Source organism: Acetatifactor muris, from assembly GCF_024623325.1.
Lineage (GTDB): Bacteria > Bacillota > Clostridia > Lachnospirales > Lachnospiraceae > Acetatifactor > Acetatifactor muris.
Genome location: NZ_JANJZD010000017.1, coordinates 46,654 through 66,190, shown reverse-complemented (window position 1 = coordinate 66,190; position 19,537 = coordinate 46,654). Strand labels below are relative to the sequence as shown.

General features: G+C 50.4%; 15 protein-coding genes. 6 read left to right on the top strand and 9 right to left on the bottom strand.

Annotation, left to right across the window (positions count from 1 at the left end; translation table 11 throughout):
• Window positions 1–94 precede the first annotated feature (94 nt).
• Complete coding sequence (locus tag NSB25_RS16405) at window positions 95–757, bottom strand: PTS glucose transporter subunit IIA (protein ID WP_103240591.1); 663 nt, start codon at window positions 755–757, stop codon at window positions 95–97.
• Between the two features lie 257 nt (window positions 758–1,014).
• Between NSB25_RS16405 and NSB25_RS16400 the strand changes: the two genes are divergently transcribed.
• Entirely contained in the window at window positions 1,015–1,230 is a 216-nt protein-coding gene (locus NSB25_RS16400; protein WP_103240592.1) for a cold-shock protein, read from the top strand.
• 76 nt (window positions 1,231–1,306) lie between these two features.
• Here the strand turns inward: NSB25_RS16400 and NSB25_RS16395 are convergent, their stop codons facing one another.
• Both NSB25_RS16395 and mscL read right to left on the bottom strand, forming a co-directional pair.
• Window positions 1,307–2,362 (bottom strand): tetratricopeptide repeat protein, encoded by a 1,056-nt coding sequence (locus NSB25_RS16395; protein WP_172455163.1) that lies wholly within the window; start codon window positions 2,360–2,362, stop codon window positions 1,307–1,309.
• 30 nt (window positions 2,363–2,392) lie between these two features.
• On the bottom strand, window positions 2,393–2,866 hold the full coding sequence (gene mscL / locus NSB25_RS16390; protein WP_103240644.1) for a large conductance mechanosensitive channel protein MscL: 474 nt from the start codon (window positions 2,864–2,866) through the stop codon (window positions 2,393–2,395).
• Window positions 2,867–3,064: 198 nt separating this feature from the next.
• Between mscL and NSB25_RS16385 the strand changes: the two genes are divergently transcribed.
• The gene (locus NSB25_RS16385) at window positions 3,065–4,255 is read left to right on the top strand and encodes a DUF4317 domain-containing protein (protein ID WP_103240594.1); all 1,191 of its coding nucleotides are present in this window, start codon (window positions 3,065–3,067) and stop codon (window positions 4,253–4,255) included.
• A 32-nt stretch (window positions 4,256–4,287) separates the two neighbouring features.
• Here the strand turns inward: NSB25_RS16385 and NSB25_RS16380 are convergent, their stop codons facing one another.
• Complete coding sequence (locus NSB25_RS16380) at window positions 4,288–5,982, bottom strand: methyl-accepting chemotaxis protein (protein WP_103240595.1); 1,695 nt, start codon at window positions 5,980–5,982, stop codon at window positions 4,288–4,290.
• 230 nt (window positions 5,983–6,212) lie between these two features.
• Between NSB25_RS16380 and NSB25_RS16375 the strand changes: the two genes are divergently transcribed.
• Window positions 6,213–7,895, top strand: coding sequence for an ATP-binding response regulator (locus NSB25_RS16375; RefSeq protein WP_172455164.1), 1,683 nt, complete (start codon window positions 6,213–6,215; stop codon window positions 7,893–7,895).
• A gap of 6 nt (window positions 7,896–7,901) precedes the next feature.
• Entirely contained in the window at window positions 7,902–9,743 is a 1,842-nt protein-coding gene (locus NSB25_RS16370) for an HD-GYP domain-containing protein (RefSeq protein ID WP_103240597.1), read from the top strand.
• Between the two features lie 22 nt (window positions 9,744–9,765).
• Here NSB25_RS16370 and NSB25_RS16365 read toward each other — a convergent pair whose 3' ends face one another.
• Window positions 9,766–11,079: a glycoside hydrolase family 27 protein gene (locus NSB25_RS16365; protein WP_103240598.1), complete on the bottom strand. Its 1,314-nt coding sequence runs from the start codon at window positions 11,077–11,079 to the stop codon at window positions 9,766–9,768.
• A 258-nt stretch (window positions 11,080–11,337) separates the two neighbouring features.
• On the opposite strand from NSB25_RS16365, the gene NSB25_RS16360 reads away from it, so the two are divergent.
• Both NSB25_RS16360 and NSB25_RS30040 read left to right on the top strand, forming a co-directional pair.
• Window positions 11,338–11,898: a class I SAM-dependent methyltransferase gene (locus tag NSB25_RS16360; RefSeq protein WP_330406148.1), complete on the top strand. Its 561-nt coding sequence runs from the start codon at window positions 11,338–11,340 to the stop codon at window positions 11,896–11,898.
• Window positions 11,892–12,065 carry a hypothetical protein gene (locus tag NSB25_RS30040; protein WP_330406149.1) on the top strand — a complete coding sequence of 58 codons (174 nt, stop codon included), beginning with the start codon at window positions 11,892–11,894 and terminating at the stop codon, window positions 12,063–12,065. Before NSB25_RS16360 ends, NSB25_RS30040 begins: the two co-directional genes overlap by 7 nt.
• A gap of 96 nt (window positions 12,066–12,161) precedes the next feature.
• Here NSB25_RS30040 and NSB25_RS16355 read toward each other — a convergent pair whose 3' ends face one another.
• The 4 genes from NSB25_RS16355 to carB form a co-directional block, all read right to left on the bottom strand.
• Complete coding sequence (locus NSB25_RS16355) at window positions 12,162–14,108, bottom strand: glycoside hydrolase family 31 protein (protein ID WP_172455165.1); 1,947 nt, start codon at window positions 14,106–14,108, stop codon at window positions 12,162–12,164.
• 231 nt (window positions 14,109–14,339) lie between these two features.
• Window positions 14,340–14,531: a hypothetical protein gene (locus NSB25_RS16350; RefSeq protein WP_103240600.1), complete on the bottom strand. Its 192-nt coding sequence runs from the start codon at window positions 14,529–14,531 to the stop codon at window positions 14,340–14,342.
• A 150-nt stretch (window positions 14,532–14,681) separates the two neighbouring features.
• Window positions 14,682–16,100: a family 43 glycosylhydrolase gene (locus NSB25_RS16345; protein ID WP_103240601.1), complete on the bottom strand. Its 1,419-nt coding sequence runs from the start codon at window positions 16,098–16,100 to the stop codon at window positions 14,682–14,684.
• Between the two features lie 51 nt (window positions 16,101–16,151).
• Window positions 16,152–19,379, bottom strand: a complete 3,228-nt coding sequence (carB, locus tag NSB25_RS16340; RefSeq protein WP_103240602.1) for a carbamoyl-phosphate synthase large subunit — start codon at window positions 19,377–19,379, stop codon at window positions 16,152–16,154.
• Window positions 19,380–19,537 lie beyond the last annotated feature (158 nt).

The window sequence follows — 19,537 nt, the reverse complement described above, 5'->3', positions numbered from 1 at the left end:
ATCTCATATCTCTCACAGTCTGACAATATTCAAATCTTAACCGTCTTATCCATTTATTAAGATATAGTGGAACAGCCTTATTTCTTCCTGAAAATCAGGAAGTCTTGACAGACACCGCACGGGCTTTGGAAAAAGACTCCTGCGCGGTTTTTTCACATACCTGCAGAATTTCTTCACCGACTTTCACATATTCACCGGCCGTCAGCCGCACCTCCCCGCCGTAGAAACAGTTCTCCACACAGACAAGTACTTCTGCAGAGGCGCCTTCCGTCACCAGGCCTGCCCTGTCAAATTCCAGAAGCAGCTTTCCTTTTTCCACTACTTCGTTCTGAACAATTCTGGGGCGATAGTGTCGGACCAGAAGCTCGTCGTTTCGATCTCCTGCCTGAATGTATAATTCTGTCCCAAAATCCGTGGTAAACAGCAGCGCATTGCCCATGGGAAACAGTCTGGTGACTTTTCCGCCCGCCGGCGCATAGATTCTGTCGCTGTCAGGATGGATTACCACTGTGGGATGTTCTCCCTCCCTCTGCAGCGTCACATCACCGGATGCCGGACTTCCCACGGACCAGAACTGTCCTTTCTCTTCTGTTCTGTGTCCTCTTCCCCGCCGGAACCGCTTTCTCTCCTCCTGAGGAGCAGAGGCCTCTTCCGTCTCTTCCCCATCCACCTGTCCGTACATGGAATACATGGATATCCTGCCCACCATAAACCCTGCAACCAACGCTGTCATCATCCACAATACATTCATCATCATAGGAAAATCCTCCAAGTTAAACGATTTGTACCAAGTTTTCCCTGAACCTCAAAAATCTATGCACATTTTCAAAAAAACTTATTGACATTACGTATAGAATGGTGGTATACTGCAACCGTATTCTAAATGAAAGTCATTGAACTCACATATTTTTGTAAGTCACTGTTACTTTTAATGATGGTTTACAAAAATATGTGATTTTTCTGCCCGAGGATTTAGAATCGTAAAATACCAAATATTATGAAGGAGGTACCTAAATGAATAACGGTACAGTAAAATGGTTTAATGCACAGAAGGGTTACGGATTCATCACCAATGATGCTACCGGAGAAGAAGTATTCGTACATTTTTCCGCCATCAATGCTGAGGGATTCAAGTCTCTTGAAGAAGGTCAGAAGGTTACTTTCGATACCGAATGTGATCCCCAGAACAGCAGCAAAATCCGTGCTACCAACGTTACTGTTGTAGCTTAATTGCTTCTTGCAGCCAGACAGTAAAAAGCATCGGCCTTCGGCCGATGCTTTTTTCCTTTGTACTTCCTGTATCATTTTATCTGGTGGAAAGGAATTCGTACTCTCTCTTCGCCTGCTCGTCATCAGGATAATTCTTCAGATAATTTTCCATCAGAACCTGTGCCTGCCTGTACTCTCCCAGGAATTCATAAGCCACAATCTCATTGAAGGACAAAGTCTGCATCATGGCGGTATCCTTCAGCTGCATACCCGCCTGAAAAGCCTCCAGCGCTTTCAGATACTCTCCCCGGGTCATCTCACAGAGTCCCAGCTGGTTGTACATTTCCGCATTACCCTCGTTATTCTCCAGGTAGCTGTTGTAAACGTTGGCCGCGTAGTTGTAGTCCCCTGTGGCCTCATAGGCTCTGCCCAGATACAGATAACTCTCCGCGCCGCCCTTCTCTCTCGCTTCCTCCAGCGCCATATAGGCATTCTGATATTCTCCAAGAAAATAATAAATGCGGCCGCTGACGTATTTGTCCATGTCCTTTCCCCCGGACTCCAGAGCATTCCGCAGATAAACCTGCCCCGCCTCTCCATGCCCGTAATAATCCAGCACTTCAAATATTTCTATCAGCCGGTCGTAATTTGCAGGGTTCATGGAAATAGCCTTATCGAAATCCGCGATGGCCTCCTCATAATTGTTCAGCGCCAGACGCACATTTCCCCGGAGGAAATAGGCGTCCTCTTCATTCGGGCGCAGGGCAAGCACCGCATTATAGATTTCCTCCGCCTCTTTGTATCTTTCACTCTTGGTGTAAGCTGCAGCCAGATAGAAATTCAGATCATAATCTATACTCTGCACCAGACCGTCACTGCCTGCAATGGCCGCCTCAAAAAAAGCAGCCGCCCCTTCATAGTCAATCAGTCCCATGCAGGCGATTCCCCTGGCTCTGTTAATCAGTCTGCTGTTCTCCCCGCTCTCCTCCGCACTGTCCAGCTGCGCAAGCGCCCCCTGATAATCCAGCTCCTGAATCATCTGCATGGCACTCTGGGTCTTCTCCCCGGCTCCGCCGCAGCCTCCCAGTATGACAGCTGTCAGCGCACCTGCCATCAGACAGATCCATTTTTTTCCTCTTTTTAGTAAAAACATAGCGGCCTCCCTGTCCGGCATACCGATAATTTACCGGTTCTCCTTCTTTTCATCCAGATGAGAAGTACAGTGAGGGCATCTGAGCGCCTCTTTCGGAATCTCACTGAGACAATAGGGACACTTCTTCGTAGTGGGTGCGGCAGGCTTGTCCTCTTCCTTTTTCTTCATCCTGTCACTCAGCGCGTTGATCACTTTAATCAGACAGAAAATAACCAGCGCCGTAATCAGGAAATTGATAATTGCTGTAATAAATTTCCCGTAATAAAGCACCGGCGCATTTTCCCCGCCGCCCAGAGTAACAGACAGATAGCTGAAATCCGTACCGCCGAAAATGCCCAGTATCGGTGTCAGAATATCCTGGTTCAGCGAAGTCACAATGGAAGTAAACGCGCCGCCCACAATGACACCCACTGCCATATCCAGCACATTCCCTCTTGTAATAAACTTTCTGAACTCCGCTACAAATCCCTTCCCTTGAAAATCCTTTTTTTCTTTCCTGCCCATCTGTTTTCCTGCCTTTCTGTATATTTTATCAGTCTGTACAGCTGCTTTGCTTTTCTGACATTCCAAATCCATCCTATTAATAGTATCACAAGAATTCTCCTGCCACAACCCATTTGTAACTTGCCCGCCCATAAATTTTGGTATATACTGAACAAGTGCCGTAAAAACAGACCGAAATCAATTTAAGGAGTTGACGCTATGACCAAAAAAGAGATTGCAGAAATCAAAAAGCTGCTCACACCCAAAAACTGCTCTATCACACGTATCTGCGGCTGTTATGTGGATGGGGAGAAAAATAAAAAAACCGAGCTGAAGCAGGCCTTTCTGGCCCTTCCCGAAGAGGAAATGTTCAAATACTTCGAAATTCTGCGGAAGGTTCTGTCCGGAACTCTGGGCAGAAACCTCCTGACCCTGGATTTCCCTCTGTCTCTGGAAGTGGCCGGGCTTGCCGCAGACACGGAATCTCCGGACAATACCCATGAATTTCTGCTGCGCCTGAGAGACAGCAAGCTGAAAGATGATGCCCTGCTGGAAGCCTACTATGATAAAATCATCGAAAACTATGAATATGTGGGAAATTATCTGATTCTGATCATCCATGACATCTATGATGTGCCGGGAAGGACCACGGACGGTCTGGAAATGGAGGATGCCTCCGATGAAATCTATGAATACATACTGTCCTGTATCTGTCCCGTTGAGCTGTCCAGGCCAGGCCTGAGTTATGACGCAGAGGAAAATACATTCCGAAACCGTACCCGGGACTGGGTGGTATCTCTTCCCGAGGCAGGTTTCCTCTTCCCGGCCTTCACTGACAGAAGCGCGGATATTCACAGCCTTCTGTACTATTCGAAAAATTCGGAAGAGTTAAAGGAAGGATTCGTGGAACAGCTGTTTGGCTGTCCCCTGCCCCTCTCCGCCGACAGCCAGAAAGAAACCTTTCAGGCTCTGATAGAAGATACCCTGGGAGAAGACTGCGATATCGAAGTGGTAAAAAGCATTCACGACCGGTTCACCGAGCTGGCGGAAGAGCACAGAGAGGCACCGGAACCACTTGTACTGGATAAAAATGAAGTCAAAACCATTCTGGCCGACAGCGGCGTGGCAAATGACAAGCTGGATGAATTTGACCGGCATTACGACGAAACAGCCGGGGAGAATACTTCCCTGCTCATGTCCAATGTTATGAACACTCGTTCCTTCGAGGTGAAAACTCCGGATATCGTCATCAAGGTCAATCCGGAACGCACCGATTTGATTGAAACCCGCAGAATAAACGGCAGGGAGTGTCTTGTCATCGAGCTGGACGGCGGCGTGATCGTAAACGGCATTGCGGTGAAGACTTCCTCTGAAAAAGAGGTTTCCGAAAATGAACGCGGAGAAGAATAATCTTCTCCGCGTTTTCCTGTTCCCCCTGTCCGCTATCTTCTGCCCCTTTCCCGCAGTTTAAACTGCTGAACAGAAAGCCGCAGCTCATCTGCCTGCTGATTCAGCTCTCTGGCAGAAGCGGCTGATTTCTCCGCGGTTGCCGCATTGGTCTGGACTACCTCGGATATCTGTTCCATCCCCAGGGTCAGCTGTTTCAGAGACTGGGCCTGTTCCACAGCCGACGCCGCAATCCTTTCCACCATTTCCGCCGATTTCTCAGCACTGGAAATCACCTCGGAAAGAGCCTGGGTGGTATCTGTGGAAAGTGTCTCTCCATAGGACACCAGCCGCATGGAATTCTCAATCAGCTCTGTGATATCCTGGGCTGACGCGGAACTTTTGTTTGCCAGACTCTGTACTTCGTTTGCCACCACTGCAAAGCTTTTACCCGCTTCGCCGCCTGCCCGCGCCGCTTCCACCGACGCATTCAATGCCAATATCTTCGTCTGAAGCGCAATGTCCTCAATGGTTTTGATGATACCGCCAATCTGATTGGAAGAACGGGATATATCCGCCATGGCTTCTGTCAAAGCCCCCATCTTCTCGTCGCACACCTGAAGATGGGCCGATGATTCTTCTGACAGCGTTTTGGCATTGTCCGCATCCTTCGAAGTACTGTCCACCTGCCTGGAGATATCCTGTATGCTCGCAGACAACTCCTGGACGGCAGCTGCCTGTTCCACAGAACCACTGGACAACGTCTGGGCGTCGGAAGCCATATGCTCCGATTCCATGGAAACCCTCTCGGCCGTACTGTTGATTCCCATAAGTGCGCCATTCAGAGAGTCCAGAATCTGCTTCATGGCATTCTGAATCGGAAGGAATTCTCCCCGGTAGTCCTCTCCCACTGTCAGATTCATATTGCCCTGAGCCATCTGGGCCAGTATGTAGTCGATATCCTTGATATATTTTTTCAGCTCCCGCCTGGTTTCATGAATGGAATTTACCAGCATACCGATTTCGGAAGTGTTGGCTTCCAGAGAAAATGCCGCTGAGAGATTTCCCTGAGAAATTTCTCCCATCTGATTCTTCACCGCAATTACAGGGCGCATAATCTGTATCCTGGTAATAATCATATTCAGCAGCTGAATGAAACTGACCATCACCAGCGCCAGAATCATTCTCAGCCTGATAAATCCCGCTTCTCTCTCCATCGCTTCCACCTGGTCCAGAGACCTCACATCCAGCGCGGCAAGGAATTGTTCCTTCAGAGCATTGATCTGTGCAATGGAAGTACTGTATTCCTCCCCGTACACATATTCCACTGCCTTTTCACTCTCTCCTGCCTGTACTTCCTTCATGGCCTCTTCTTCCAGCGGAACCAGCTGATTGGACAGAGCGGACATCTCGTCGATCATAAGCTGTTCCTCTTTGGTAATTCCGATCTCCTGCAGAGCCGCCACTCCCTGGTCTCTGTTCTTCAGCACATTGATTTCATTCCAGTAATTGTCGTAATGCTCCTGGCTGCCGGTAGCGGCAAAAGCCCTGACCTCATTTGTCAGATATGCAGAACCATTCATAAATCGATTGGCATTGTAGGTCAGCGCAAACCGGTCTTCATTGGCCTCTGTCAGTCTGCTGCTGACAGAACTGTATAAAAACAGAGAATATACCATATACAGTAATGTCAAAATAGAAATCCCATTCAAAATCAAAATCAGAGTTGACTGCTTCATCGCACGTTTCATAATAGATGCTCCTCTCTGTGCAGCTGAAAATAAAGTAAGTACCTTAAGTCTACACAATACCTGACAAAAAAGCAATACTTAACTTTCATACAGATGACACTGCCTGCCCCAGGCGTAACACGGTCACATAAAATATAGAGAAGAGTGCGCATCCTCATTGACAAGACGTTGCGTAAAAAGTACAATAAAAGTACATGCGAAATTTACCGGATATCAAAGGAGTATGCGGAATGGATACAATGAAAAAAACTGATACCCAAAATCCGGAGCTCACCGACATATCGGATCTCAATCTTCAGCTGCAGATGCTGAAAACCGCTCTGACACAGGCACAGGAAGCGAACAGAGCCAAAAGCACCTTTCTGTCCAATATGTCCCATGACATACGTACCCCAATGAATGCCATTGCAGGCATGACAGCCATCGCCCTGTCCCACATTGACGAGAAGGCCCGGGTGCAGGATTGCCTGCAGAAGATACAGACAGCCTCCTCCCATCTGATGAGTCTGGTAAACGATGTACTGGACATCTCCCGGATAGACAGTGACCGGATGAGTCTGAACGAAGAAACCTTTTCCCTTGCTGATCTGGTCCATGACATTACTGTCATTGTACGTCCCCAGGCAGTTCAGAAAGGACATGATCTGAAGATAGAAATCGGACAGATTTACCAGGAGACCCTTATCGGCGATCCCTTACGGCTTCGGCAGATACTGGTAAACATTATCGGGAACGCGATAAAATACACGCCGGACAACGGAGAAATTCTTGTCAGGCTTTTTCAGCACCGTGCAGACGATACTGCCGATTCCCGGGATCAGAACAGAATCTTTCTGGACTTTACCTGTGAGGACAATGGTATCGGGATGAGCAGCGAATTTCTGGAACGAATCTTTGTCCCCTTCGAACGGGTGAAAAATGCCGCGGTCAATAAAATCGAAGGCACCGGCCTGGGAATGTCGATTGTCAAGAGCCTCATAGACCGCATGGGCGGACAGATAAAAGTGGAAAGCACCGAAGGTGTGGGCAGCAGTTTTCAGATCAGGCTTCCCCTCTCCTTCACATCCCAGGATGGGAAAAATCTGGAACGGCTTGCCGGCAAGGCTGTGCTGATAGCCGAAAGTCAGGAACAGCAGGCCGCCAGACTCACAGCTTTTCTTCAGGAGGCAGATATGATTCCCCTCCATGTAAAAAGCGGACTGGGTGCCGTAACCTGCCTGACGCAGGCCAGCAGCGAACATCATATGCCCTGTGCGCTGCTGCTGGGGCAGGAGCTGGAAGACATGTCACCTCTGGAGCTGGCAGCTCACATAAGGCAGTCTGCCGGCCCGGACTTTCCTATTGTGCTGGTTTCAGATGTGGACTGGGCTCAGCTGGAATATCGTGCAACCCGCGTAGGTGTCAGCGCTTTCGTTCCCTGTCCCCTGTTTAAGAGCAGGCTTTTGAATACACTGTCCGACCTGACAGACACGGACAGCAGTCATCAGGATTTCTCTGCCGGAGCCAGCACAGATTACAGCGGGTGTCATGTCCTGCTGGTGGAGGATAATGAGCTGAACCAGGAAATCGCACTGGAAATGCTCTCCCTGAACGGCGTGGACGCAGAAGTAGCCGACAATGGCGCTCATGCACTGGAAAAGTTCGAAGCCTCTCCGGAATATTATTTTGATCTGATTTTCATGGACGTCCAGATGCCGGTCATGGACGGATACGAGGCTACCAGACGCCTTCGGAAACTGTCCAGGAAGGACGCGGAGGAAGTCTGGGTTGTAGCAATGACGGCCAACGCTTTTGTGGAAGATATCCGTGCCGCAAAGGACGCCGGTATGAACGAACACCTGTCAAAACCTGTAAGCATGGAGCAGCTGCAGGATGTCCTTTACAGACAGTTGAAAAAACGGGAAAAGGATTGAAATGTTATGCAGCCATATCAGGAGGAATATATAGCCAATTTGAAAGAAATCGCAAAGCTGTCGGCATCGGAAAAGTCCGGGAGCCGGTCCTTTTGCGTCCCTTATGAGGAAGTACTGTCAGACAAAAAACATCTGGAACAGATTGTGGCCCGGAATATGGAATTGCTGCGGGAGAAACTGTTTCCTCTTCTGGATCATCTGTTCGAAGCAGAACCGGAAACGCTTCGAGAGCTGGAAGACTTCGCAGGAATCCTGTTTGACGGACGCACGGAACGGGATGTGGGACTTTTCTGTCAGATTCGCCGTGCACTGCTGAGCAAGGCCAGACAGGCGGGAAACCGGAATGATATGATACGTCAGCTATACTGGCTGGGAATGGGCTATAACAGCATATGCACCAGACTTGTTGGCCTTGACTGGCTGTACATCGAAAAGTACATGGTCCGGATGCGGCTGTGCTTTATGGAAGCTGCCGCCTATCTGAAATACTTCGAAGAAATCGAAGACAGCGATACGAAAGGATATATTATACGTTCCCGTGCAAATGTGGCACTGGGACAGTTTAAATCATCCGGAGAGAAAATCCGGCTGGTCAATTACACCCTGCGAATTCTACAGGATAAAGGATATCGTGAAAAGGCCCCTGAGCTTCCCTGGGACAGATACCTCTATATGACGCATCAGCAGATGGCGGCCAGCATTTCCCGCAACAAAGAAAATGCCATGTCTCCTCAGGACATCGTGGACATCATGGAATCTGTCTATATTGTCTATGAAAAACAGTTCGAGGAAGCACGCAGCCGGGGGGAAAATCCGCCTGCCAAGTCCTCCTTCTCCTATGACTCCATCAACTATTACTGCGGTCTGGATACACTGGACGGGCTGCTTGAGAAAATGGAACTTCTGATCGATACCGCACAGGCGGATGACTTTTCCGGAGACGGCATATATCGGATGATTTCCCTGCCAGCCTTTTACTGCAATTTTCTTCAGGATCATCCGGAAAAAATACCGGCACGGACGGAGTATATTGACCGGCTGTATGAACAGGCTCTTGATTATGTGGAGCATTTTCCCCAGGCATCGGAAAACGAGCAGCTCTTTTTTCATGTCAGACAGCTGATGTCCACCTTCGTGGAAACCGACAGCAGCATTCCCTATGGGGATTTCGTGGAAAAGCTTCTGATGCGCTTTCTGCCCGAGGACTATATACACTCCTATATTGTGGGCAAGGCTGCGGCAGAGCTGTGCCGAATCATCATGGAAGAAGAATCCGGCTTTTTTGATGACATTGAATCCATTCGTCAGATTGAGAATCCCGGTAAAAAGCTGGATGCAGTGCTGGAATATGCCACAAACGGCAGCCTCCTGCATGATATCGGCAAAATCAGCTTCACCAGTCTGTATGCGCAGTCGGCGAGACAATGGTTTGAGGAGGAGTATGAAATGGCCCATCTGCATACGCTTGTGGGCGAAAAAAATCTGGCTGTGCGGCCGTCCACCAGAAGATATGCCCCCATTGCTCTGGGGCATCACTCCTGGTATGACGGCTCTCACGGCTATCCTGATTCCTATGTGCGGCTGGAATGTCCCTCCCGTCAGATGGTAGATGTCATCGGACTGGCAGACTGGCTGGACAATGTCACTGATGCCAATCATCTTTACACCGGTGTACAGCTGACCTTTGAAGAAGCCTTCAAAACCGCAGTTTCACTGGAAGGCAAGCGATTTTCGCCCCTTTTAACCGCAAGGCTGAGAGATAATCGTGTGGTGAGAAGGCTGGAGCGCATCTATCGGGAAGAACGCAGGGAAGCATACCATTCCGTATTCCTCAGCCATTCCCCATGAACCTCAGAAGTGCAGGAACATCCTATTTTTTCCCGCCCAACAGGAAAAGTCTCGCCCCATGTGCCGGCACACAGTCTGTCAGCACATCTCCCGCAGGCTTCACCTCCACCTGACTCCAGAGCTCCAGAGCGCTTTCCACTTCCCTTTTCTCCCCGGCAAACTGCTCCACCTCCCGGAGATTACAGGAGATCTGCTGCTCCTTTTCCTGAAAATTGAAAAACGCAAGATATCTCTCCCCTGTGGCTTCATTCCGGCAGCTCCAAATGGCGGAATCCTGGCTTTTCTCGAACTGTTTTCCCACATACCCATTGGACACCAGTTTCAGAATGTCTCTCCTGGTCAGAAGTGACAGCGTCCAGTCATCCAGCAGGGTAAGCTCCGCCCCCACCATCAGCGGTGAACCGAAGACACACCACAGCGTCATCATGGTAATCTGTTCGTCCCTGGTAAAACAGGTATCCCGCTCGCCGCGTTCAAATCCTTTTCCCAGCTTACCCAGCGGAAGCATGTCGCAGTCCGGGTAGGAACCCTCCGCCACATGGTTCTGCCACAATTCACATCTGTCGAACATATTCCTGAGCAGCTCCCAGCGGTCCCAGAAGTCATCTGTTATCCGCCACATATTGGCATACTTTTCATACTGCCATGCTCTGTCAATCTGAGCAGGCCCCGGTGAAAGGCTGAGCACAATATCCCGCCCGGTCTTCCCGATCGCTTCCTGCAGCATCCGGGTCTCATGCCAGCCGCCGAAATTCCGATTCCGGTACATCCAGCTGTCACAGATGTCGTCACATTTGATGAAATCCACACCCCAGTCCGCATACATCTGCATCAGGCTGTCATAGTAGGCCTGCCCTGCCTCGTTGTCCCGAACCCCGTACATATCAGGATTCCAACCGCAGATTGACGCCGGGTCCGCCGCCTGCGCCGCCGTAAAGGAAGTCCCTGCTATGGGCAGATGCCTGTGAGCCGCCAGCCTTGGAATTCCTCTCATAATGTGAATGCCGAACTTTAATCCCAGACTATGAATATATTCCGCCAGAGGCCCGAAGCCTCTTCCTCCCTGCGCAGAGGGAAAACGATTTACCCCAGGCTGATATCTGCCGTATTCATCCATCTCCATGTCTCCAAAGGGAATATACTGATATTTGTCTCTCTGCGTTCCCGCGTCCTTCGCATACCATTGGATGTCCACCACTATGTACTCCCAGCCGCACTCTTTTAGATTTGCCGCCATATAGTCGGCATTGGCCTTTACCTGCGCTTCTGTCACTGTGGTGTCATAATAGTCATAGCTGTTCCAGCCCATGGGGGCCTTTTCCATTGTCAGTTTCATTGAGCACTCCTTTTCTAAGATTTTGTTTTATCCGGCATTGCTCCATACAGGGATCATTTTTCCTTTTTCAGCGCAATGCTTCTGTCCTGCAAAAAGTTCTGAAGCAAACCATACTGTCATTATACCATAAGTCTTTCCCATTCACCATTCAAAATAAAAATCGGGCAAATTCGTAAAACACACTGTTTCCTCCTTCACCACTCCATGCTATAATAAGACCCATCATCAGAACAGACGAAAAAAGGAGAACAAAAAACTTTGAAAAATGAATATGATAATGACAGATTCTTTGAGGAGTATGCGAAAATGTCTCGCAGCAGAGATGGTTTGAGTGCCGCCGGAGAATGGCATCAGCTGAAACCTCTGTTTCCTCCACTTCAGGGGAAAACCGTCCTTGATCTGGGCTGCGGCTATGGCTGGCACTGTAAATTTGCGGCAGAACAGAGAGCAATACAGATATTGGGGATTGACCTGAGCAGGAAAATGATTGAGGAAGCCAAAAAGCGCAATATGGAAAGCACCATCTCATATCGTGTCTGCGGAATAGAGCAATATGAGTACCCGGAAAAAATGTGGGATTGCGTCGTCTCCAATCTGGCGCTGCACTATATCGAAAATCTCGAGACTGTATTTCAAAAAGTCCACAGGACATTGAAGCCGGGCGGCACATTTATTTTTAACATTGAACATCCTGTTTTTACCGCAGGCGTCGGGCAGGATTGGATCTGCACGGAAGCCGGAACCCCCGGTATTGGCCCATTGATAATTATTTTATCCCGGGGGAGCGAATCACACACTTTCTGGGATGTGATGTGGTAAAGCAGCACCACACACTCACCCAGATCCTGATGGGATTGTTGAATAACGGCTTTGCGCTCGAGGCTGTGGAGGAGGCAAAACCACCTGAAGAAATGATGCATATTCCGGGAATGAAGGACGAATTGCGTCGTCCCATGATGCTGTTGGTGAAAGCCGGTAAAAAATAGCTGAAACGCAGGTTCCAGCGGACTGGAACCTGCGTAATTCAGACCTGAAATGACATCTCTTCCACTTTTTCTTTCACGGGCAGAGAGCTTCTGATATCAGAAAAGTTCAATCACATCACTGCCTTCTCTGACAAAAGCGATGAATTCGTTCAGCTGCGCGGACACTTCTGCCCACGCTCCGCCCGCACAGACTTCCCGGTCTCTGGTGAGAATCCAGTTCCCTTCCGGCAGATACACCTTTTTCGCCCGCTCTCCCTGTCTGACAATGGGCGCGAACAGGATATCGTCTCCGAACATATACTGCTCTCCCAGCCCATAGCACACTTCATCCTCCGGGAAGTCAAAGAACATGGGCCGCATGACCGGAATGCCCTTTTCCGAAGCCCTGTCCATATGCTTTCTGAGATAAGGCCTCAGCCTCTCCCGCAGAAGAATCAGCTCTTTAATCGTCTCAAAATTCTCCTCCCCGAAGCTCCAGATTTCATTGTCGCCGCCGGAGGGTTCTATGATAGCCTTCGTATTGTCCCGGCCGGCTCTGCTGCCGTGCAGGCGCATGACAGGACAGAACAGTCCATACTGGAACCAGCGGACAATCAGCTCCCGGAAATATTCCGTCTCAATATGGCCTCCGTAAAAGCCGCCGATATCCGTGGTCCACCAGGGAATCCCGCACATTGCCATATTCAGTCCGGATTTCACCTGATCTGCCAGACTCTCGAATGTGGAAGGGATGTCTCCGGACCACACCAGCGTGCCGAATCTCTGTGCCCCGGGATAGGCGCACCTGGACAGCGTAATGATATCCTCCCGGCCATCCGCCTTCATCCCGTCATACACCAGCTTTGCATAGTAATACGGATAAAGGAGTCCCACTTCATCCCCGTTTCCCATGGAAAGCACCAGATTGTCAAAATGCTCCGGATGAATCTCCGGTTCCGCCTCATCGAACCAGAGACAGTCCACCCCCTGGTCGATGTAATTTTCTTTCAGTTTCGACCAGACATACTCTCTGGTCTCGGGATTGGTGGGGTCAATCTCCGCCTGGGGACCATAGAAGTCAAACACTCTGTTGGAGCCGCTGGCTGTCCTGATCAGCAGATTCCGGTCCAGCATTTCCCTGTAGTTCTCACTCTTCTCATTGATGGTGGGCCACATGGATACCATCAGCTTAATGCCCATGGCGTGCAGCTCCTCCGTCATGGCTTTGGGGTCCGGCCAGTAGACGGGGTCGAATTTATAATCGCCCTGCTCTGTCCAGTGGAAATAGTCAATCACAATCACATCCAGCGGAATCCCCAGCTCTTTATAGCGTCTGGCCACCTGCAGAAGCTCTTCCTGGGTCTCATACCGCAGCTTGCACTGCCAGAAGCCCAGGCCATACTCCGGCATCCTGGGGGCATGTCCCGTCAGGTCCGCCAGCGCCTGCGCCACCTCTGCCGGCTCTCCTCCCATGACCACATAATCCATCTGCCGCATCCGATCACTATTCCACCTGGTCCGGTTGCAGGCCAGCTCACAGCTTCCCGTGGAAGGCATATTCCACAGGAAGCCATATCCCAGAGAAGAATACACCACCGGCATAGTGCACTTTGCATTCACATGGCGCAGATCGATGGTACAGCCTTTCAGGTCAAAACATCCTGTTGCCTCATGTCCCAATCCGTAAAAGTGCTCCCCTTCCACCGGCTCGAATGTGACCCGGCCGCTCCAGAGGCCGCTTCCCCTGCTGCGGTAATTCCGGATTCCCGTGCTGAAGGTCATCTCACATTTCTCCGACAGAATTTTCCTGCCGTTGCGGAAGTATTCCGTTCTGCCGTTATCATACAGCTTACACTGCATGTCCCCGGTCTCCAGAATCGCCGTATTGCCTTCCAGCCAGGCTTTCGCTTCCACTTCTCCCGGCAGCAGCGTCCAGTTCATCTCCTTCACCGGACCTGAAGGCGAAGCCTGGAACCGAATGCAGTTCTTCCCACAGGCCGAAATTTTCCCCCATTCACCTGCCCGGATAAAGTAAATTGCGTTGTCTCTGATTTCGAATTTCATAGAAACCTCCTTCTGTAGTTCTGCCATGCGCATACCCTTCGCAAAATATATGGCAATTTACGCTGTATTTCTGTCCTTCCGAATATAATTTCAGGTTATCATACTGGCATCCTTCCTGCAATAAGATTTTCTTCTTTATTTACTCTTATACTTATTTATCTGAAAAACGAAAAGACACCTCCAAAGAGATGTCTCTGTCTGATATTGTCAATATTTATTCGCGATTACATCTTATTCTTTTATCCTGTCAATATCTGTCAGGTTCACACCACAAACCTGAAGAATTGCTTTTAAAGAAAAATATTCTTCTTTTAGCTCGGCATATGTTCTTGTGGCGCCTTCTTCTTTAGCTAAAAACATATATTTTTGTATTTTTTTGAAATCATCAATAGCCACTTTTGCAACTTCTACTCCACTCGGCATATAATCACCTGCTTTCTGATAATAAAGGGAAGTCTGCGACCTCTCTCAGACTTATATGTATCTGGTTTCATTATAACAATCTATGCCCAGGGTGTAAAGCATTTATTCAGTAAATCAGGTTCATTGAATCAGCTCTGCCATCAGCCCCTTTCACTTCCGTAATTCAAACGACGCAAAAGACAACTTTCCTGTCCCGGCAAACTCAAAATAAAGTTCCTGAATGCCATCCGGTACCGTGATGTCCGCCTCATAAGTTTTCCACTCGTTGTTCCGGCCCAGTTCAATGGTGCCAAGGATTTCTCCATCCCAGCGGGTTTTCACATGGAAGCTTCCCCGGGCGCCTCCTCTGGTGCGAACGGCAATCCGTTTCACACCCCGGCAGTCAAAATATTTGAATCCGGCCACCGCCCCCGGACGCATGTTGGCTATGTACCCCTGGCCTTCCACATTGTCCGGCTGATCCTGCGTTATTCTCGGGAATCTGCAGTCCATCCAGTCTCCGGGTGCACCCACCGTGGTGGCCGCATCGCCGCAGTACAGATTGCAGGCGATATAAGCCGGGTATTCCCCCTCTCCTTTCAGCGGTCCGCCGTTTGCGCCGCAGGAGGTCATCTGCACCTGCGGAATGCTTCCGTCTTCCAGAATCTCGATTCTCTCAATACATCCCTGACGGCTGTAATTGGTTCCATTGGTATGTCTGTGATAAAAAATGTACCATGCCCCGTTTATCTCAATGATGCTTCCATGATTGTTGCCTCCGTAAAACATGGGCCGCTCTGCAGGTTTATAGCTGTCAATAAACAGATCACAGTTGCTCACAATGGTTCCTCCATACCGAAATGGTCCGAAAGGAGAATCCGCTGTGGCATAACAAAGCTCATGACTGAGCACAGAAGAATAGATAAAATAATATCTGCCTCTCACTTTCCGAATGGAAGAGGCCTCGAAGAAAGCATGTCCCTCATAGCCAGTTCCCTTCTCGTAAGGTTTAGAGGGCACCACAAACTCCGGCTTTCTCACGATTGTCAGCATATCCTCCCCCAGCACTGTCACCATGGAGCCATGCCGCTCTGCGTCGTTCGGCATACAGAATCCGGTATAGAGACAGGTTCTTCCCTCTTCCGTCAGCACGCCGGGGTCAAACTGCGGCTCGTCTCCCTCCGCTTCTCCCAGCCTTGTGCCATCTTCATAATGCACATATCCATAAAACTGATATCTTCCCGCAGGGGTGTCACAGACCGCCACGGAAACCACACTCACCCCGTCCAGCACATAATATAGATAATATCTGCCGTCCGGGCCAACTGTCACATCCGGCGCAAACAGCAGCATATCTCCATCCTGATTCAGCGGATCCGCCGACCGGGGATAAATCACACCCTCATATCTCCAGTCTCCCAGGTCATTTACCGGCGCCGACCAGCACACATAATCATTCTGGCAGTAGGCGTATCCGCCAAATCTGTCATGGGAGCCATACACATATACTCTGTCTCCGAACACATAGGGCTCCCCGTCCGGTATGTATTCCCAGCTGGGAAGATAGGGATTCAATGCCTGTTTTTTCATATCTCGCCTCCTTAGCAATGTCTGCGCGACCAGTGAATTTCAGTCGATGCATCATCCTCTCTCCCGAATCCGGGAATGAAGGGTCTGGAGAGAGTGCACCTCCCCATTGCCGGCCTTCTGCACATGCAGGATTCCCTCCGCGGTGGCTTTTGCCGCGGCTATGGTAGTCATATAGGGGATCTTTGCCTTGATGGCCGCTTTCCGCAGATAGCTGTCGTCATACTCGCTGTCATCTCCCACGGGAGAATTGATAATCAGATCAATCTCACCGTTGGTAATCAGATCCAGAAGATTGGGTCTGCCCTCATAAAGCTTTTTCACCATTCTGGCCGGAATTCCCGCTTCATTCAGCAGCGCACAGGTACTTCCGGTAGCCAGAATCCGGAATCCGGCTTTCTGAAAGGCCTCTCCTACCTCCACTACTTCAGCCTTGTCCCTGCGGTTGACGCTGATGAGCACGGTACCGCTTAAAGGAAGCTTTGTCTGGGTAGCCTCCTGGGCCTTGAAAAATGCTTCTCCCGACGATGCCGACAAACCCAGCACCTCGCCGGTGGAACGCATCTCCGGTCCCAGAATGGGGTCCACCTCCGGGAACATGTTGAAGGGGAATACCGCCTCCTTCACCCCGTAATAGGGAATCTTCTGCTCCTTCAATTCCGGCACCGGGGAGGGACGGCCTGTAATCTCGGAAGTAATAATGTCCGTGGCCAGAGGAACCATGCGGATATTGCACACTTTTGATACCAGAGGCACTGTGCGGGACGCTCTGGGATTGGCTTCCAGCACATACACTTTGCCGTTCTCAATGGCATACTGCATGTTCATCAGCCCACGCACATGCATCTCCTCGGCAATCTTCCTGGTATATTCCTTGATTGTCTCCACATTTTCTTCTGAAATGTGCCTGGAAGGAATCATGCAGGCTGAGTCACCGGAGTGAATCCCGGCCAGCTCAATATGCTCCATGACTGCAGGCACGAAAGCATGGGTTCCGTCACTGATGGCGTCCGCCTCGCACTCGGTGGCATTATTCAGGAACCTGTCAATGAGAATGGGTCTGTCCGGTGTCACGCCAACCGCAGCCTTCATATAGCTGGTAAGGCTCTCATCATGGTACACCACCTCCATGCCCCGGCCGCCCAGCACATAGGAGGGACGCACCATCACCGGATATCCGATTTCGTGGGCGATTTTCAGTGCTTCCTCCACTGTCGTGGCCATCCCGGACTCAGGCATGGGAATCTCCAGCTTCTCCATCATGGCCCGGAACAGATCCCTGTCCTCCGCCAGGTCAATCACGGCAGGAGAGGTACCCAGAATGCGGACACCGTTTTTCTCCAGATCTGCCGCAAGGTTCAAAGGTGTCTGTCCGCCGAACTGGGCAATGACTCCCACCGGCTTCTCCTTATTATAAATACTCAGCACATCTTCCAGCGTCAGCGGCTCAAAGTAGAGCTTGTCCGAGGTGTCATAGTCTGTGGACACCGTCTCCGGATTACAATTGACGATAATGGTCTCAAAGCCCAGCTTCCTCAGAGCCAGCGAAGCATGGACACAGCAATAATCGAATTCGATTCCCTGACCGATGCGGTTTGGACCGCCGCCCAGAATCATCACCTTTGGTTTATCCGTCCGGACAGGATTTTGATCCGGCGCATTGTACGTGGAATAATAATAAGCACTGTCCGGGGTACCGCTTACATGGACGCCCTCCCAGTTCTCCTCCATCCCCAGCGCAATCCGGCGCTCCCGGATTTCCTGTTCGGGAATCTCCAGGAGAATACTCAGATACTTATCCGAAAATCCATCCCTTTTCGCCCTGATCAGCTGTTCATCCGCGGGAAGTCCGCCCCGGCATGTGAGCAACTCCCTTTCTTCCTCCGCCAGCTCTTTCATCTGTTCAATGAACCACTTCTTCACATGGGTAATCTCGTGAAGTTCCTCCACGGACGCGCCCTTCTTCAGTGCTTCATACATAACAAAATGTCTTTCGCTGGAAGGAGTCAACAGCATCCGCAGCAGCTGCTCCAGGGATTTCTCCTCCAGCTTCGATACCTGTCCCGGCCCGTATCTGCCGATTTCCAGGGAACGGATCGCTTTCTGCAGCGCTTCCTTATAATTCTTTCCGATGCTCATGACCTCACCCACAGCCCGCATCTGAGTGCCCAGCTTATCCTCCACGCCCTTGAATTTCTCAAAGGCCCATCTGGCAAACTTAATTACCACATAGTCGCCGTCCGGCACGTATTTATCCAGAGTGCCGTATTTCCCGCAGGGAATGTCCCTGAGCGTAAGCCCTGACGCCAGCATGGCACTGACCAGCGCAATGGGAAAACCCGTGGCCTTGGAGGCCAGCGCGGAAGAACGTGAAGTTCTTGGATTAATCTCTATGACAGCAATTCTGTCGCTGACCGGGTCGTGGGCAAACTGAACATTGGTGCCGCCGATGACCTGCACACTCTCCACAATACGGTAAGCCTGTTCCTGCAGCCGCCTCTGCAGCTCTTCCGAAATTGTCAGCATGGGCGCTGCACAGAAGGAATCCCCCGTGTGCACCCCCATGGGATCTATATTCTCAATAAAGCAGACGGTAATCATATTGCCTTCCGCATCCCGGACCACTTCCAGCTCCAGCTCTTCCCAGCCCAGAATGGACTCTTCCACCAGAACCTGTCCCACCAGAGACGCCTGCAGCCCCCTGGCACAAACCGTCCGCAGTTCATCTCTGTTATATACCAGTCCGCCTCCTGCACCGCCCATGGTGTACGCAGGACGCAGCACCACAGGAAATCTGAGCCTGTCCGCAATCTGCAGAGCCTCCTCCACAGTGTAGGCCACCTCACTGCGGGCCATCTCAATCCCCAGGGCATTCATTGCCTTCTTGAATTCAATGCGGTCCTCTCCCCGTTCAATAGCCTCCACCTGCACGCCGATTACCTTCACCTGATATTTCTCCAGAATTCCCGCCGCGGCAAGCTCTGCACAGAGATTGAGCCCGGACTGCCCGCCCAGATTGGGCAGCAGAGCATCCGGCCGCTCCTTGGCGATAATCTGTTCCAGACGCTCCTTATTCAGCGGTTCGATATAGGTGACATCCGCCATCTCCGGATCCGTCATAATGGTAGCCGGGTTGGAATTCACCAGTACAATCTCATACCCCAGCTTCTTCAGTGCCTTACAGGCCTGTGTACCGGAATAGTCAAATTCGCAGGCCTGACCGATAATAATAGGACCCGAACCTATAATCAGCACTTTTTTAATGTCAGTTCTCTGTGGCATATTGTGTCCTCCTGATTTTATAACTTTTATCCTGCTGTATAACCGAGAGCAAACTTTTCCGACTCAACATTGTACCATAACTTAAGCGTTTTTACAAATACGGAAATGAATTTTTTCTTCCGCTGTATATAGCAGAGTAACCATCCGGCCTGAAAGCT

Excerpts from the sequence above, each read along its gene's own strand:
- NSB25_RS16405 (WP_103240591.1), bottom strand. The coding sequence starts at position 757 with ATGATGATGAATGTATTGTGGATGATGACAGCGTTGGTTGCAGGGTTT.
- NSB25_RS16400 (WP_103240592.1), top strand. The coding sequence starts at position 1,015 with ATGAATAACGGTACAGTAAAATGGTTTAATGCACAGAAGGGTTACGGA.
- NSB25_RS16395 (WP_172455163.1), bottom strand. The coding sequence starts at position 2,362 with ATGTTTTTACTAAAAAGAGGAAAAAAATGGATCTGTCTGATGGCAGGT.
- mscL (WP_103240644.1), bottom strand. The coding sequence starts at position 2,866 with ATGGGCAGGAAAGAAAAAAAGGATTTTCAAGGGAAGGGATTTGTAGCG.
- NSB25_RS16385 (WP_103240594.1), top strand. The coding sequence starts at position 3,065 with ATGACCAAAAAAGAGATTGCAGAAATCAAAAAGCTGCTCACACCCAAA.
- NSB25_RS16380 (WP_103240595.1), bottom strand. The coding sequence starts at position 5,982 with ATGAAACGTGCGATGAAGCAGTCAACTCTGATTTTGATTTTGAATGGG.
- NSB25_RS16375 (WP_172455164.1), top strand. The coding sequence starts at position 6,213 with ATGGATACAATGAAAAAAACTGATACCCAAAATCCGGAGCTCACCGAC.
- NSB25_RS16370 (WP_103240597.1), top strand. The coding sequence starts at position 7,902 with ATGCAGCCATATCAGGAGGAATATATAGCCAATTTGAAAGAAATCGCA.
- NSB25_RS16365 (WP_103240598.1), bottom strand. The coding sequence starts at position 11,079 with ATGAAACTGACAATGGAAAAGGCCCCCATGGGCTGGAACAGCTATGAC.
- NSB25_RS16355 (WP_172455165.1), bottom strand. The coding sequence starts at position 14,108 with ATGAAATTCGAAATCAGAGACAACGCAATTTACTTTATCCGGGCAGGT.
- NSB25_RS16350 (WP_103240600.1), bottom strand. The coding sequence starts at position 14,531 with ATGCCGAGTGGAGTAGAAGTTGCAAAAGTGGCTATTGATGATTTCAAA.
- NSB25_RS16345 (WP_103240601.1), bottom strand. The coding sequence starts at position 16,100 with ATGAAAAAACAGGCATTGAATCCCTATCTTCCCAGCTGGGAATACATA.
- carB (WP_103240602.1), bottom strand. The coding sequence starts at position 19,379 with ATGCCACAGAGAACTGACATTAAAAAAGTGCTGATTATAGGTTCGGGT.